This is a genomic window from Pseudomonas sp. D1-36, assembly GCF_051132205.1.
Classification (GTDB): Bacteria; Pseudomonadota; Gammaproteobacteria; order Pseudomonadales; family Pseudomonadaceae; genus Aquipseudomonas.
In genome coordinates this window covers 2,399,891-2,414,512 of the sequence record NZ_CP071674.1, presented here as the reverse complement: position 1 = coordinate 2,414,512, position 14,622 = coordinate 2,399,891, and the positions used below count along the sequence as shown (strand labels likewise).

Below are 14,622 nucleotides of genomic sequence, written 5' to 3'. Positions count from 1 at the left end.
GCCCTGTTGATGCGGTGCACTACGCTTTCGACAATCCGGGTACTTCCATATTTATCTTGCGCCAAAAGGCTTCAGAGAAGCTGTATGCCGAGAAAGCAATCAATCCGAAGGCCATCACCATCAAAACCAACCATCCAGCGGGCAAACCCTGAAGTGCGTCGAGGGCTTCCTTCATACCGGGTGGATCCATGGCTTGATAGGCCGAGCCGCTAAAGGCCAACAGCAATGCAATCTCTATAAAGACGACGCCACGTGCGATCAGGCCAAACCGAGACACCGGGCGGACGTACCGCATGACGTCTTCGTCAGCCTCGAAATACTTTTCAAACGATGCCTTCCATCCCTTGTAAATGTGAGCAATTCCAACGCCAAGCGGAATGAGAGCAAGCAGATACACCAATAGGTTGGAATGCTTCCAGGACAATAGATGCGCCAGCCAATCTGTGTTCTGTTCTCCTGAGTTGCCAGAGCTACCCACTCCGCTTACAAGTAGGCCTAACGCAAAAAATGCCAGAGCACCATTGACCACCCCCCCCGCAAAAAGACCGGTGCGAATTACCAGTCCCTTGAGATTTTTGCCGTGGTGGTCGACATCACGGGTAGCTTGCAGAACACGCCAAGCCGAAAATGCGAGCAAACCCGCCACGACGATCCCAACTAAAAAATAGCCAAACGGCTGGCCCAATAAGGCTTCCAGGCTTTTCTGGCTATCTTTCGGTTTTGTCGAATCTTGTGCCGCAAGCAATGCGAAGATACCGATGATGAGGTAAATCACACCTCGCGCGGCGTACCCTCCGCGTGCTAGGACAATAAGGCTTTGGTGCGCTGACATTGGCTGCTTTCCCGAAAGTAGTACAGGAACAGACTCGTCTGGCTGGAAGGGGTTCTATCGTTAAATTCAAAACCGCAGCCCTGACCTACGCAGCGTCATTCGCTAACCCCGGGGGCGACAGGTAGCTCCCTCATTGGCCCTCTTCTAAACACCTTGCATTCTATGCGCGATGCACACATATTTAGCCCATGAAAGACATGAAACTAGAAAACATAGTTGGGGCGCTGTCGCTGGCGATTTCTGACTCTATCCACCAAGGCACTCAAGACGAAGCTCCAGAAGTGGGTCCGGCGGCAGCGGCCATCGCCCTACTCGGTCACGAGCCAGGCCTGTCTATAGAACGTTTGAGGCGAGCCTTAGGGTTATCTCATCCTGGAGCTGTGCGCCTGGTTGATAGGCTTGTCACTCAGGGTGTAGTGGAACGCAGACAAGCAGAAGCTGATCGTCGCTCCGTTGCGCTCCACCTTACTGCCGCTGGAAGTACGAACTGTGCTGCGGTGCTAGCGGTCCGCCATGAACGTATAGCGCGTGCTTTGGAAGTTCTTGATCCCGATGAGCGTGAAGTGCTTGAACGGATAACCGAAAAACTACTTAACGGCTTGGTGCATGATCTCGATCAAGCCTATTCAGTTTGCCGACTGTGCGACCCCACGGCTTGCAAGAATTGCCCAGTCGCACATGCGCTGGATGAAGATCACTGAATTCAGTTTTCCAGCAGGTTGAACAACCTTTGTAGGCCCTTTTGCTGACTGCGCTACTCAAGAAAAAAGGCAGCAAATCATTTATCAGAACTTCGACAAGTCTTGCCGTCATCCATCTTCCTGCCGCCCTCTTCGCCTCAGTCCTTCAACTACTCCTGGCTTATCCCAAGTTTGGGCGCAGTCGCTGCAGGCCCTCGGTGAGGATCACCAGGCTCACGCCTAACAACGCAACGTCTTTTATCAGGAACGTGCCTAGGAAGTTCAGCCATGGAAAACCTCCCGATCCCGCCTCCCAGATTGGCAATACAAACAGCATGGAAATGGTCGTGAAGAAGATCAGCGAGGCTAACAAGCCACCCGCGATAGCTGTTCGAGCAGACCAGGGTGAAGCGATAAGCAGCAGTGCAGTCAATATCTCGACTACACCCAGTAAGTAAGAGGTACCGGCTTCGCCAAAAACTGGATAAAGCCAGGCTAGCCAAGGAGTGCCGCTGATAAGGGGTATGAGTGCCTGCACCTCAATCTGTGTGGACTTAAGCAGACCAATCATTAGCAGGGGAAGAACAACACCCGATAAGACAATCGCGCGGCTTACCTTCTGGAGTTTCGAAACACTGGAAATGGAAGCAGCCTGGCTGCTGGTGACGCTCGTGATGTGCTGCATGACATCCTCCGATTGCTGATATGTGCTCGAAGCATATATTATCGAATGGCGAATTGCATGCGCCGTGCATATAATATTTCGCTATGGACTCTGCACGTGTTGTAGGTCTTATTGCGGCTACAAGCCGGTACGGACCATTGAACGGCCAAGGCGTACGCGGTGCCTCACACCGACCGCGCTTTATCTACCTTTATCCCAGCGATCACCAATGGTCGCACTCACAAAGGTACTCATCATGCATAACCACGCGCGGTTCCAACTCGCGGCCCTTCTGACAGCCGCCCTGGTCACGGGCGCAACCTACTCACTGTCGTCCACCGCAGCGCAAGCCTCACAGACATCGACCGCAACGACTGCCTCGACCCATAAGCCCGCACACGCAGGCGTCTATGCCTTCAACCTGGGCAAGTTCCGCATCACCGCACTGAGCGACGGGACGCTGCCCCTCGATCTACATCCGCTGCTTAGAGGCATCAGTCCAAAGCAGATCGACGCAATGCTGCAACGCGGATTTGCTCGCAACCCGCTGGAGACGTCTATCAATGCCTACGTTATCGACACTGGCTCACGTGTCGTACTGGTCGATACCGGTGCCGGTGAATTGTTCGCAAGCGTTGGCGGCAAGCTACCCGAAAGCCTGGCGGCTGCGGGTTACCAGCCGGCGCAGGTCAGCGATGTGCTGATTACCCACATCCACACCGATCACTCTGGCGGCCTGACACGCGGCGGCCAGATGATGTTTCCCAATGCGACCATCCACGTCGGCCAGGCCGACGTCGACTTTTTCCTGGACCGCGCCAATCTGGACAAGGGGTTAAAGCCGGCATATCTGGAGGAAGCGTTGAAGACCATTGGCCCGTATCAGCGCGCAGGTAAGCTGAAGCCATTCTCTGCCGAATCCGAAATCCTCCCGGGTATCACTGCCATACCCACGCCGGGACATACCCCGGGCCACAGCTTTTTCCGGGTCACAAGCGAAGGCGAGAGCATCGATTTCTGGGGCGACATCATGCATGTCGGCCTCATTCAATTCTCGAGGCCAGAAGTGACAATAACCTTCGACGTCAATCAGAACGCTGCTCGCGCCCAGCGGCTAGAACAATTCGAGACAGCCGCGAGTGAACGACGGTTGTCAGCAGTCGCTCACTTGCCATTTCCGGGTATCGGCCACATCAGGCGCGAAGCCGGCAGGTATGAGTGGGTACCCGTCCAATACCGCAATCGCGACTAATACCGTAGGCCTGGATCGCAATTGATCCAGAACGAAATACATGGCTCCCCGCTACGCGGGGCCATAGGCTCGCGACGACTAGGTTGATGTCATCAACGCGCGAATTTACTTCAACGCAGCTACCACGGCATCGAAGAACACCATCGGGTCGATCGGCTCTTTGTCAACCGGCTTGGGTTGGGCACCGAAGGTGACAATCACCACGTTATTGGCAGGGTTGAGGTAGATGTTCTGGCCCTGGATACCGACCGCCGCATAGGCGCCGTCTTTCACCGACGGCTCGGTCCACGCCGTCCACCACATGTAGCCGTAGTCCAGGGTCTTACCGCCTTTGAGGGTGGTCGGCAGCGTCGCCTCCTTGACCCAACCTTCGGGCAGAATCGAGGTGCCATTGATCTTGCCGCCGTTCATGAAAAACAGCCCGAAGCGTCCATAATCACGCAGCGTGGCGCTGATACCGCTGCCACCGATTTCCACGCCGTCAGGCGAATCGAGCCACCACCGGGCATCACTTTCCATACCGAACGGCTGCCAGATCTTCTGCGATAGATAATCGGCCAGTGGCATCTTCACAGCGCCACGGACGATCTCGCCGAGTACCTGCGTTTCGCCAGTGCTGTACGTGTTGGCCGTGCCGGGCTCGGCCGCTCGCGGCAAACTTGCCATCAAGGCCATGGCAGAACGCGGTTTCTGCGAAATCTGCGCTTTGAGTAGCGCGCGACGATCAGACGCCGGATCGGTGTAGGTTTCGTTCCACTTCACGCCCGAAGACATCATCAGCACGTCGCGCACGGTCACGCCTTCGTAGGCGCTGCCCTTGAGCTCGGGAACGTAATCCACCACTTGCGCGTCAAGGCTCTTGATAAGGCCGTCTTTGATCGCTGCAGCCGCCAGCGTGGAGGTGATGGATTTGGCTATCGACATCGACATCCATCGGGTTTTCTCCGTGTTGCCACGCTGATAGGTCTCGAACACGATCTTGCCGTCCTTGAGCACGAGCATCGCCGTAATGCTGTCCAGTGCGACAAAGTCATACAGGTCGTACTTTTTGTCCCCGACAGTGAACCGAACGTTGGGCAACTGTTTGTCTGATTTGGGCAGTGCATACGGGTGATCGCCGGCCTTGATCCTGTGGGTGGGGAAAAGCCGGTCGATGTTGCGGTAGGTACTGACCGCCAGATCCGGGAGCATGGCGCCGTCATAGATCTGCTCCACCGTGCCAATCGGTTCCTTGGCGTGGGGATAATCCTCAGCCCATGCGCCCGAGGTGATACCCGCAGCGAGCAGACCCAGTGAGAGAAGCAGCGAGCGACCAGACGCAGTCGCAGTCGCACGAAAAATCGCGGATGAGTGCATAACCGATCCTTTTTTTGTTTTGCTATTCACGCATGTTAAAAAACGCGGCCGCTTGAACCATAGTCTACTCATTGGAATCGCGCCCAAGCTGAAGGACGACACTCATCGCTTCTCGTCAGGTATAAACAACTGCGCGCCACTGAACGGTGAATATGTCGAGAATGACCGCCAATGAGGTGATTGAGCAGCTCAACGGGGCCAAGATCGCATTGTTAGATGTTAGAACGTTCACCGCCTCGGCGCAGTCCGATGCTGTGTCTTTGCTCGGATGACCCGCCTCATGACGAACGCACTGGTTTTTTTCGCGACCCTTATCGGTATGGAGGGTTTTGCGTTTCTCGCCCACAAATATGTGATGCACGGCTGGGGCTGGGGCTGGCACCGCTCCCATCATGAGCCCCGCACCGGCTGGTTCGAGAAAAACGACCTGTACGCGATCGCGTTTGCGCTGATCGCCATCGTACTGATCGCGCTTGGCACCCAGGGCATGCACCCGCTGGAATGGATAGGGGCCGGGATGACGGCTTACGGTTTCCTGTACTTTCTGGCCCATGATGGGCTAGTCCACAAACGCTGGCCATTGAAGTACGTCCCCCGCACCGGCTATCTCAAGCGTCTGTATCAAGCGCATTTGATGCACCATGCCGTGTCGGGCAAGGACCGCTGTGTCTCATTCGGTTTTCTCTATGCCCCACCTACCGCGGTGCTTCGGGTTCAGTTGCGCGATCTGCATGGCGGACCTCTTCGCAAGAATGATCCGGGCGCTGCCACAGGCTCGGCAGACGCTCAGGCCAGTGACGCCCGCGAGCAGTGACGGCGCGGCACAGGCCGCCGAGCACATGCCGCAACTTGTCGACCTTCGAGGTCGACACCCGCGTATCCCAGGCATGCTCGCCCCGCCTTGAGACCTTGATGCCAATTTGCCGATAGACACCCGACGCAGTCGCCACCGCCCACGCGGAGCGCCACGGCAATGCCCTTAATCCCGCCTCGGCACTGGCGTAAAAAGGCTCGGCCAGCTGCACCAGCCGTTGCGCGAGGATGGCCAGACCGGGCCGATGCTGATCGTCGGCAAGTGACGCCTCGGGGATCGAAAGCTCATCCAGCCAGTCTCGTGGCAGATAGCACCGGCCGACGGCAGCGTCTTCGACGATATCCCGGGCAATGTTGGTCAATTGAAACGCCATGCCCAGGTCGCAGGCGCGGTCCAATGTCTTTTGGTCGCTGACGCCCATGACCTGAGCCATCATCAGCCCGACGACCCCGGCCACGTGGTAGCAGTAGTCCAAGGTGTCGTTTACGCTCTGATAGCGGCGCTGGTGTACATCCATCGCAAAACCCGCCAGGTGCTCCAGGGCATAACGCTCCTGAATGCGATGTTTGACCACCACCTCTCTGAAAGCAGCGAAGGCTTCGTGCTGCACAGGCAACCCGGCGTACACCGCCCAAGTCTGAGCGGTAAGGTCGGCAAGGCGCCGTTCAATGTCGAACTGGTTCAACACGGTCGCCGAATGCCCCGCCTCCTGACCATCTATCACGTCATCGCAATGCCGGCACCACGCATAGAGCATCATGGCGCTGGCCCGGGTCGAGGGGTCGAACAAGCGCGAGGCCGCGGCAAAGCTCTTCGAGCCCACAGCAATGCTGCGTTCGGCATGCTCCAGCAGGACTTGGTCCTGGTTAGCATCGCGATTCATGAGTGCAGATCCTCCAGCATCAAACCTGCCGTGGCCTTGGCCGAGCCGATGACACCGGGGACGCCCGCACCGGGGTGAGTGCCCGCGCCCACCAGGTAAACGTTGCCAAGGCTCGCGTCGCGGTTATGGGGCCGGAACCAGGCACTCTGCCAAAGGACAGGTTCAAGTGAAAACGCCGAACCCAAATGTGCGTTCAACTCACTGCGAAAATCATCCGGGTTGAAAATCCGACTGGTCACCAAATCTTCCCGCAGGCCAGGCATGTAGTGTTTTTCCAGATACGCGAAAATCCGATCACGGTAGCGTGGCCCCTCTACCTCCCAGTCGATAGGCGCGTTACCCAGATGAGGAACCGGCGAGAGCACGTAGTGGCTGGAGCAGCCCGGCGGGGCGAGACTCGGATCCGTGATGCAGGGCGCATGCAGGTAGAGCGAGAAATCCTCAGCCAGCTCAGCGCCATTGAATATTTCTTGAATCAATGACCGGTAGCGCGGCCCGAAGCAGACCGTGTGGTGTCGAAGCTGAGGTTGCGGCCGCTTGAGGCCGAAATGGATGACGAACAGCGAGTTGCTGAAACGCTTGCCTTTGAGGCGCGCGCTTTCCTTGATGCCACGGGCATGGCCGCCCAGAAGTTGCTCATAGGTATGCACCACGTCCGCATTGGAAGCGACGCAGTCGGCATTCAGCAAGCGACCGTTTTTCAAGCGCACGCCGCTGGCCCTGCCCGCTTGCACCTCGATGCTGGCGACGTCGGCATTGAGCTCGAAACGCCCGCCGAGGTCTTCGAAAAACCTCACCAGCCCCTGCACTAGCGCCCCCGTCCCTCCCTTGGGAAACCACACGCCCCATTCGCGCTCCAGTGCATGGATCAAGGTGTAGATCGATGAGGTGGAAAACGGATTGCCGCCCACCAGCAGGGAGTGAAACGAAAACGCCTGGCGCAGTTTTTCGTCTTCGATAAATTCAGAAACCATCGAGTAGACACTGCGCCACGCCTGCAGCCGAGCTAGCTGCGGCCCGGCCTTGACCATGTCCCGAAACGACAAAAACGGCACGGCGCCCAGCTTGAGATAACCCTCGCGAAAAACCGCCTTGGAGTACGCCAGAAACCGCTGGTAGCCTTCAACATCCTTGGGGTTGAGCCTGGAGATATTGCGGTCCAGCTCGGCCTGATCGTTGGCATAGTCAAACTGCGTACCGTCCTCCCAGCACAAGCGATAGAACGGCGAGACCGGCAGCATCTCGACGTAGTCACGCATGGATCTGCCGGCCGCTGTGAACAATTCCTCGATGGCGGTGGGATCGGTAATCACCGTCGGCCCGGCATCGAAAGTGAATCCCTCGTCGTGATACACATAGGCGCGGCCGCCGGGCTTGTCGCGTTTTTCCAGCAAGGTGGTTTGCACGCCCGCCGCCTGCAGCCGGATCGCCAGTGCCAGGCCACCAAAGCCTGCGCCAATCACAATCGCGCTTTTCCCCTGGGTCATGCTTGATCCTTGTAATGCCGAGGCAGGCAGCGACGTGCCGCGTGCAGGGCCTCATTGATGGGAACAGGCGGCTTGCCGATCAGCACTCTAAGCTTGTCCTGCAGCGTGCTGTCGCCCGAATAGAAACGCCTGATCAGCCCCTCGGGCAGACCATAAAAACGTTGCATCACCCGCCAGCGGTCCTGGGGTTTGCCTGCCAGGAACAGCATGCGATTAAGCAAACGGTAAAACCCCTGGCGCCGCCACGCCTGTTCAGCGAATGCGCGAATGCCAAGGTATAAGGCGTCCGCCTGCAGGTTCTGCTGGCGGGCGACCCAGTCCGCCAGTTGCACCGCCTGGGGCAACGAATAACCTGTTGTGCAATGGCAAAGACCGGCCCGCAAACCGGAACGCGGCTGGCCGGGCGCCTCGCGCCAGAAGCCGGAAAAGTCGCCTGCCAGGGTGATCGGCAACACGCCTTGCTCTTCGCGAAGGCAGCGGGCAATGATCCATCCGCGATCTTGCACATAATCACGGACATGCTGGCGCAGTTGTTCTGAAGAAAAGCTCTGGCGGTCAACGTAGTGGGTGTCCTCCACCAGCACCGTGTCGGCTGAAAACGGCAAGACGTAGACGAAACGATAGCCCTGTCCTTGAGCCACCCGGGCGTCCATGATGATGGGCACGTCCAGCCCATGAGGGGCCTGTAGCTGCAGCACCTGACCCAGGAACGCCTGTTGGCCCAGCACCAGATGTTCGCTGTGCTGGACGCCACGCCCGTCGATGACGGCTTTGGCCCACAGCTGTTCGCCGTCCTCCAGCAACAGCGAAGTCGGGGTGATCTGTTCGATCCGCTGTGACACACGCAACCCTGCCCGCCCCTCGTCACTGAGCGCCGGTTCGATCACTTGGGCAAAGCGTTCGGAGGTGATGCTGGCATAACCGCTGTTCAGCCGTCGCGAACGCCCCGGGAAATGCACCTCGTAGGCAGGCCAGGTTTGAACCACCAAGGGCCTGATCCACTGATGTTGCTCGGCCGTCAAGTCCGAGTCGTGAAAGGACCAGGTATGGTTACCACCGATCCGGGCCTGCTCTTCAACGCACAGCACCTGTAACTCAGGGCGCAACTGCTTGAGCCGCCAGGCGATCAGCCCATTGGCCAGCCCACCACCGGCGAGGATCAGGTCATAGTTCATGCCACCGCCTGCGTCAGCACGGGTTCGCCGCTACGCACCGCCGCCTCAACGATGTCCGCCGCTTTGCTGGCGCCACCGGCGCGCTGCAACTCAGCCGCCATCCGCTGTAAGGGCTCTCGTGGCAGAACAAGCAGCCGGGCCAGCCCATCAGCAATGGTGGCGGCGCTCGCCCGGCGGTTCAACTTCAGGCCCAGGTCTCGGTAGCTGACACGCGCAGCCACCCCCGGCTGGTCAAAACCGATGGGCATGACGAGCATCGGCGTAGTGGTGGCTATGGCATCCATCACGGTGTTGAGTCCTCCATGGGTCACGACTACATCGGCGTGTTCAAGCACCGCTTGCTGGGGGGCGAACGCAGTGACCCAGGTCGCGCCACTGTCGAGAAGCATGCGTTCCTGAACCGAATCAAGCCTGCCGCAATGGGCGACCAACAATTGCGCATCCAGGCGACGGCAAGCCTTTGCAATCTGCCGGAACATACCCAGGCGCCCGCCCTGCAAGGTACCCAGGCTGGCGAAGACAAAGGGTCGATTTTTATCAATCTGCCACTCGAAGGTTTCATTGCCTAGCGAAGGTTGCCCCGTACCCGAAAAAGGCAGGCGCAACGGTCCGACTGCGTGGAAATGCGCGGGCTGCTGCAAACGGGGAAAATCAAATCCCGCAAGGGTCTGACTGATGTGGGCAAGCGGAGAAAGGCATTCATGCAGCGCATCGCGAGGCACGATGGCAAGCCGTCGACATGCACCCCGCAATACGTCTCTGAGCGGTCGCATCAGCCAATCGTAGACCTGCTGGCTACCGGCGTACATGCGTAGGCTACGTTCGTCGCGACCGTAGGCAAACGGCATCACCGGCAGCGGCAAGCCTGGCTCGCGGTTGACCGGCAACGCGCAAGCCACCGAGACATAAGGTAGCCCCAAGGCCTCGGCGACCAGCCCACCGGCAGCTTCCATCTGATCGCAGAGCAGTGCATCGACCTGCTCGTAAGCCAGCGCCGCGGGTAATTCATTACACAGCATGTTTGTGGTTGCACACATATCGGCAATAACCCGCCGCAAGGTCAGCGGGTTATTAGAGCTGGCCGCGCGCTGCAGCACAGCGTCCAGGCTCCCCGGTGGATGGCTGCTAGCAGCCATCGCATGAAAACCGATGCGCGAATCACCCAGCCAACGGCGCGCGTCGGCCTGCTGGAAGAACGTGACCTGATGCCCACGATTCAACAGCTCTACCGCCAGCGCCTGAAAGGCCTGGAAGTGGCTATGGAACGCCGGGGTCACCACGCCGAAATGGCTCATGGGCGATGAACCGGTGGCAGTAATCTGGCTTGACGCAATGCCGCCAGATCTCCGGAACCGGTGCAGAAACAGGCAATGCGCAGCTGCTTGATGACGATGTCGAAATGCTCGATGACCGACGCTGTCGACACCGTCGCATCGCGCAGCACTCCGGCCGCCTGCCCTACCAGGTCGGCCCCCAGACACAGCGCCTTGGCCGCATCCACGCCGTTGCGAATGCCGCCGGATGCAATCAGCGTCATGCCGGGCAATGCCTCACGCACGCCGATCAGGCTGGTGGACGTCGTTATACCCCAATCGGCAAACGCCATTGCCACCTCGCGATCGGCGGGGCTGCTGGCGCGTTCAGCCTCTACCGCTGCCCAACTGGTGCCGCCGCTGCCTGCCACATCGATCACGCTGACCCCGACTCCAGCCAGGGCCACCGCCACCGATGCCGATATACCCGCCCCGACTTCCTTGACGATCACCGGCACGCCGAGACTTTGCACCGTCAGCCCGATGGCATCCAGCACGCCTCGCCAATCCCGATCACCTTCGGCCTGAACGGCTTCCTGCAACGGGTTCAGATGAATGATCAAAGCGTTGGCCTGCAAAGTCTCCACGGCGCGGCGCGCCAACTCCTGGCCATCCTTTTCCAATAACTGTGCCGCGCCGATATTTCCCAGTAACGGGATGTCGGGCGCCAGCCGCCGCAGCTCACGGGTCAAGCCCTGATCGTTGCCACTGCGCAGACCGACGCGCTGCGAACCTACGCCCATGGCGATGCCAAGCTCCTGGGCGGCCTCAGCCAGATGGCGGTTAATGGCCGAAGAACGCTGCGCCCCGCCGGTCATGGAACTGATCAGCAAGGGCGCTCTGAGGGGGATCCCAACCAGCGCGCTGGCAAGGTCAATGTCGTTCAGATTCAGCTCGGGCAACGCGCAATGCTCGAACTGAAAGGCATCCAGCCCGTTGCCGCCACCCTGTCGTGGGTTATGGCTCACACCACGGCCGTCCAGCACGATATTGAGATGATCATCCTTTCTCCGACTTAAGGGATGCTCGGTCATGAAAGCTCCAATTCGGTTGAATCATTTCGCGGCGCGCGTGGTCATTTTGTTGAGTGGCGTTATACAAGCTTAGGCCGATCGTACAACTTGTGTGCAACGCTGACTGATAATTGAGGCACTGGTTATTCAAAGTGGTTCAGAGTTTGAGGCCCATCACGTGAACCACCAGAAAGCAGATCACCCTTCACAACTGCCCTTAAAGCAAAGGTCAAGACCGATGACCATCGAGCCTGACGCAACCGTCGAATATGGGTTTAGCGAACGTTTGGAAGATGTGCGCGCGGCTATTGAGCAGCGTCTGGACCAACTGCTGCCGAGCAGCAGCGACGAGCGCGACCTTGTCGCGCTGGCCATGCGTGACTCCACGCTGGCGCCCGGCAAGCGGATGCGGCCGATTCTGTTGATACTGGCTGCACAAGGCTTGGGGCACGGTGGTGATCAGGCACTGGAATTGGGCTGCGCCGTGGAATTGATCCACGCAGCGTCACTGGTTCTGGACGACATGCCGTGCATGGACAACGCCCGATTGCGCCGTGGGCAGCCGACCGTGCACCTGAAGTTTGGCGAAGACGTGGCGATTCTTGCCGCCGTTGCCCTCCTCAGCCGCGCATTCGGGGTGGCCGCCGGGATTACCGATCTGGCACCCGCAATCCGCATGCAATTGGTGGAGGTCATGGCCAATACCGTTGGCATGCAGGGTCTGGTCAAGGGTCAGTTCAAGGATCTGCGTGACGGCCAGAAAAACCGCCCCCCCGAGGAAATTGCACTGACCAACAACCTCAAGACGGGGGTACTGTTTAGCGCGATCATGGACATGGCCTGGCTGATCAGTGGTGCCAAAGCTCACACACGCCCGATCTTGCAGGACTTCGCCGTTGAGCTGGGTCAGGCGTTCCAAATGCATGATGACCTTTTGGATCGTTGTCCGGACAGCAATAAGGACCAGGGCAAGGACGAGGGCAAGTCGACGTTCATTGCGCTTTACGGCGAGCAAAAAGTCCGCGAACAGCTAGAGGCTCATCTAATGAGCGCCGAAAGCCATTTGCGAGAAGTTTTCGGGCCCTCGCGAATGATCACCTGGTATGTGCGGATGATCTTCGAGAAAGCGGTGCGACAACGTGGCGCAAGGCTGTAGGGCCTACTTGGCCTGCTCGGCGATTGCTTGTTTCAACTTTTCGGCGTCGGCAAAACGCTGCTCATTGACGACCGCGCCATTGTTCAAGGCGAGCCACTGAACGGTGTCCCGGTCGCCGCCATAGCGGGTGGCAACCCTGCCGTCCTGGTCGAGCATAATTCTGTATTTGGCCGAACGCATGGCCGGTACTGCCACCAGCTTGATCATGGAAGGCATCTTCTCGATATCCGCCAGGTACACAATGTGGCGCGCTTCCAGATAGCCCTCCGGGTGACCGTCCATCGCCGCATCCACTAACTTGGCGGCCGACATACTGCGCGCTATCAACAGCACCTGAGCGCTGTCGTTCAAGGTATACGCCTTCTCGTTCTGATCCAGCAGGGTCCACTTCATCGCCGGCTGGTTTAGATCTTTAGGTTGATCCAGAGCTTTTGATTGGGCTGACTCCTGCGCCAACACGTGGAAGTTCAGTAGTGCACCGATCAGCAGGATCATAAGCCGCATGGTTTCGTACCTTATTCGAGGAAAGTCACGGAGTGAAGCGCTGACGCCATCCTACGTCAGCCTGGCTGTCGCGCTCTAGCGCATTAATGCTTTTGTTGCCTGACCTGCTCGCAAGCGCGTTGCCACGGGGGCGCCGGGCCGAGGATGGCGATGCTGCGCCCTTAGAGCAGCGCAATGCTGTAGCTGACAAACACCCGGTTATGGTCCTGGTCACGGGCGGCTTCGCTATTGGATTTACCGTTACGCCAGCCGAAGCCAACCCCTTTGAGCGCTCCCGACTGAATGACGTAGTCCAGAAAGATATCCCTCTCCCATTCTTTCTGATCGTCACCGGATCTCGTCTTGATGTTGTCACCGGAGAGGTACATGACCGAGGCTTTCAGGCCCGGGACACCCAGGGCGGCGAAGTCATAGACATACTGACCGAATACTGTGCGCTCCCCTGCACGGGTGAAACTCTGGATCAGACGATCTGTGTGCAGGTATAAGGAGCTGCCTGCTGCGCCTTTATCTATCAGGCCACCCTGATTGAGCTGGGTGAAGCTGCTACCGTCCGAGACGCTTTGGTAACCCGCCGTCATCGCATGAGCGCCGATGCTGTAGATCAATGCAGCACTCCAGAGACGATTGTCGATAACGCCATCTCCGTTTTTGGTGTAACCGCTGATTCGGTAGCCCGATGTACCGGAACTGTTTTCACCTGACGCGTCAGTCCTGAAGTAACGCAGGTCGGTTTTCAACGATTGACTGTCCGAGAACGCGAGGGTGTGCGTCAGTCCGAAAAACTGTTGGTTGTAGTAGTTTTCGAGCTGGGCATAGTAGTACTGAGCCGTCAGGTCCTTGGTGACTTTCCAGTCACCCCCGGCGAAGGCGAACTGGTTGCTTTGACGCGTACCGCCCATAGCGGCGAGCCCCGTCTGATCCGTTGAGGCACGACCGGTTGCCCGTTCAATTCGCCCACCCGTCAGGGTCAAGTCCTTGAACTCGCTCGAAGTCATTTGGCCGCCCTCGAAGGTTTGTGGAAGCACCCGTCCATCGTTGGCGACCAGAATCGGAAGTTTCGGAATCAAGGTGCCGTAGCGCAGTTCGGTCCTGGACATTTTGACCTTCGCGGTCAGTCCCAGCCGGCTCCACTCGTCGACGGCGCGGTTGTCACTGTCCGAGGGAATCATCGAACTGCCAACGTGACGTCCCTTGCCACTGTCCAGGGTGACGCCCAGCAACCCAAGGGCATCAACACCAAAACCAACGGCGCCCTCGGTATAACCCGACTTGAAGTCCAGCATGAAGCCCTGCGCCCACTCTTCGGTTTTTGAAGGGGCAGCGACACCATCGCGGTTGTCGTTATTGAAGTAGAAGCTCCTCATGCCCAAGGTGGCTTTGCTATCACTTAGAAAGTCGGCAAAGGCCTGGCCACTGAGGGCGATGCTGCCAGACACCAACGTTGCAGTTATTTTTTTCAGGCTCACTTATAACGCTCCGATTCTTATTTT

General features: G+C 58.4%; 14 protein-coding genes. 4 read left to right on the top strand and 10 right to left on the bottom strand.

What is annotated here, in order from left to right; all coding sequences use genetic code 11:
* Window positions 1–19: 19 nt before the first annotated feature.
* Complete coding sequence (locus J3P76_RS10960) at window positions 20–832, bottom strand: DUF1206 domain-containing protein (protein ID WP_434701921.1); 813 nt, start codon at window positions 830–832, stop codon at window positions 20–22.
* A gap of 188 nt (window positions 833–1,020) precedes the next feature.
* On the opposite strand from J3P76_RS10960, the gene J3P76_RS10955 reads away from it, so the two are divergent.
* Window positions 1,021–1,533 carry a MarR family winged helix-turn-helix transcriptional regulator gene (locus J3P76_RS10955; protein WP_434606185.1) on the top strand — a complete coding sequence of 171 codons (513 nt, stop codon included), beginning with the start codon at window positions 1,021–1,023 and terminating at the stop codon, window positions 1,531–1,533.
* 160 nt (window positions 1,534–1,693) lie between these two features.
* Here the strand turns inward: J3P76_RS10955 and J3P76_RS10950 are convergent, their stop codons facing one another.
* Window positions 1,694–2,197 (bottom strand): YkgB family protein, encoded by a 504-nt coding sequence (locus tag J3P76_RS10950; RefSeq protein WP_434701920.1) that lies wholly within the window; start codon window positions 2,195–2,197, stop codon window positions 1,694–1,696.
* 235 nt (window positions 2,198–2,432) lie between these two features.
* Between J3P76_RS10950 and J3P76_RS10945 the strand changes: the two genes are divergently transcribed.
* Window positions 2,433–3,428, top strand: coding sequence for an MBL fold metallo-hydrolase (locus J3P76_RS10945; RefSeq protein ID WP_434701919.1), 996 nt, complete (start codon window positions 2,433–2,435; stop codon window positions 3,426–3,428).
* Between the two features lie 105 nt (window positions 3,429–3,533).
* Here J3P76_RS10945 and J3P76_RS10940 read toward each other — a convergent pair whose 3' ends face one another.
* The gene (locus J3P76_RS10940; protein ID WP_434701918.1) at window positions 3,534–4,784 is read right to left on the bottom strand and encodes a serine hydrolase domain-containing protein; all 1,251 of its coding nucleotides are present in this window, start codon (window positions 4,782–4,784) and stop codon (window positions 3,534–3,536) included.
* A 280-nt stretch (window positions 4,785–5,064) separates the two neighbouring features.
* Here J3P76_RS10940 and J3P76_RS10935 point away from each other — a divergent pair, with 280 nt between their 5' ends.
* Window positions 5,065–5,598, top strand: a complete 534-nt coding sequence (locus tag J3P76_RS10935) for a sterol desaturase family protein (protein ID WP_434676373.1) — start codon at window positions 5,065–5,067, stop codon at window positions 5,596–5,598.
* Here J3P76_RS10935 and J3P76_RS10930 read toward each other — a convergent pair.
* Genes J3P76_RS10930 through fni form a run of 5 tightly spaced genes read right to left on the bottom strand, consistent with a single transcriptional unit; the run spans window position 5,480 to window position 11,490 of the window.
* Window positions 5,480–6,481, bottom strand: a complete 1,002-nt coding sequence (locus J3P76_RS10930; RefSeq protein WP_434701917.1) for a phytoene/squalene synthase family protein — start codon at window positions 6,479–6,481, stop codon at window positions 5,480–5,482. The genes J3P76_RS10935 and J3P76_RS10930 overlap by 119 nt on opposite strands.
* Window positions 6,478–7,968, bottom strand: a complete 1,491-nt coding sequence (locus J3P76_RS10925) for a phytoene desaturase (RefSeq protein WP_434606193.1) — start codon at window positions 7,966–7,968, stop codon at window positions 6,478–6,480. Before J3P76_RS10925 ends, J3P76_RS10930 begins: the two co-directional genes overlap by 4 nt.
* Window positions 7,965–9,143 carry a lycopene beta-cyclase CrtY gene (gene crtY, locus J3P76_RS10920; protein ID WP_434701916.1) on the bottom strand — a complete coding sequence of 393 codons (1,179 nt, stop codon included), beginning with the start codon at window positions 9,141–9,143 and terminating at the stop codon, window positions 7,965–7,967. The genes J3P76_RS10925 and crtY overlap by 4 nt, the downstream gene beginning before the upstream one ends.
* Window positions 9,140–10,438, bottom strand: a complete 1,299-nt coding sequence (locus tag J3P76_RS10915; protein ID WP_434701915.1) for a glycosyltransferase — start codon at window positions 10,436–10,438, stop codon at window positions 9,140–9,142. Before J3P76_RS10915 ends, crtY begins: the two co-directional genes overlap by 4 nt.
* Window positions 10,435–11,490, bottom strand: coding sequence for a type 2 isopentenyl-diphosphate Delta-isomerase (gene fni / locus J3P76_RS10910; protein WP_434701914.1), 1,056 nt, complete (start codon window positions 11,488–11,490; stop codon window positions 10,435–10,437). Before fni ends, J3P76_RS10915 begins: the two co-directional genes overlap by 4 nt.
* Window positions 11,491–11,707: 217 nt before the next feature.
* Between fni and J3P76_RS10905 the strand changes: the two genes are divergently transcribed.
* Complete coding sequence (locus tag J3P76_RS10905) at window positions 11,708–12,625, top strand: polyprenyl synthetase family protein (protein ID WP_434701913.1); 918 nt, start codon at window positions 11,708–11,710, stop codon at window positions 12,623–12,625.
* Between the two features lie 3 nt (window positions 12,626–12,628).
* Here J3P76_RS10905 and J3P76_RS10900 read toward each other — a convergent pair whose 3' ends face one another.
* Both J3P76_RS10900 and J3P76_RS10895 read right to left on the bottom strand, forming a co-directional pair.
* Entirely contained in the window at window positions 12,629–13,129 is a 501-nt protein-coding gene (locus J3P76_RS10900) for a hypothetical protein (RefSeq protein ID WP_434606203.1), read from the bottom strand.
* A 161-nt stretch (window positions 13,130–13,290) separates the two neighbouring features.
* On the bottom strand, window positions 13,291–14,598 hold the full coding sequence (locus tag J3P76_RS10895; RefSeq protein ID WP_434701912.1) for an OprD family porin: 1,308 nt from the start codon (window positions 14,596–14,598) through the stop codon (window positions 13,291–13,293).
* Window positions 14,599–14,622 lie beyond the last annotated feature (24 nt).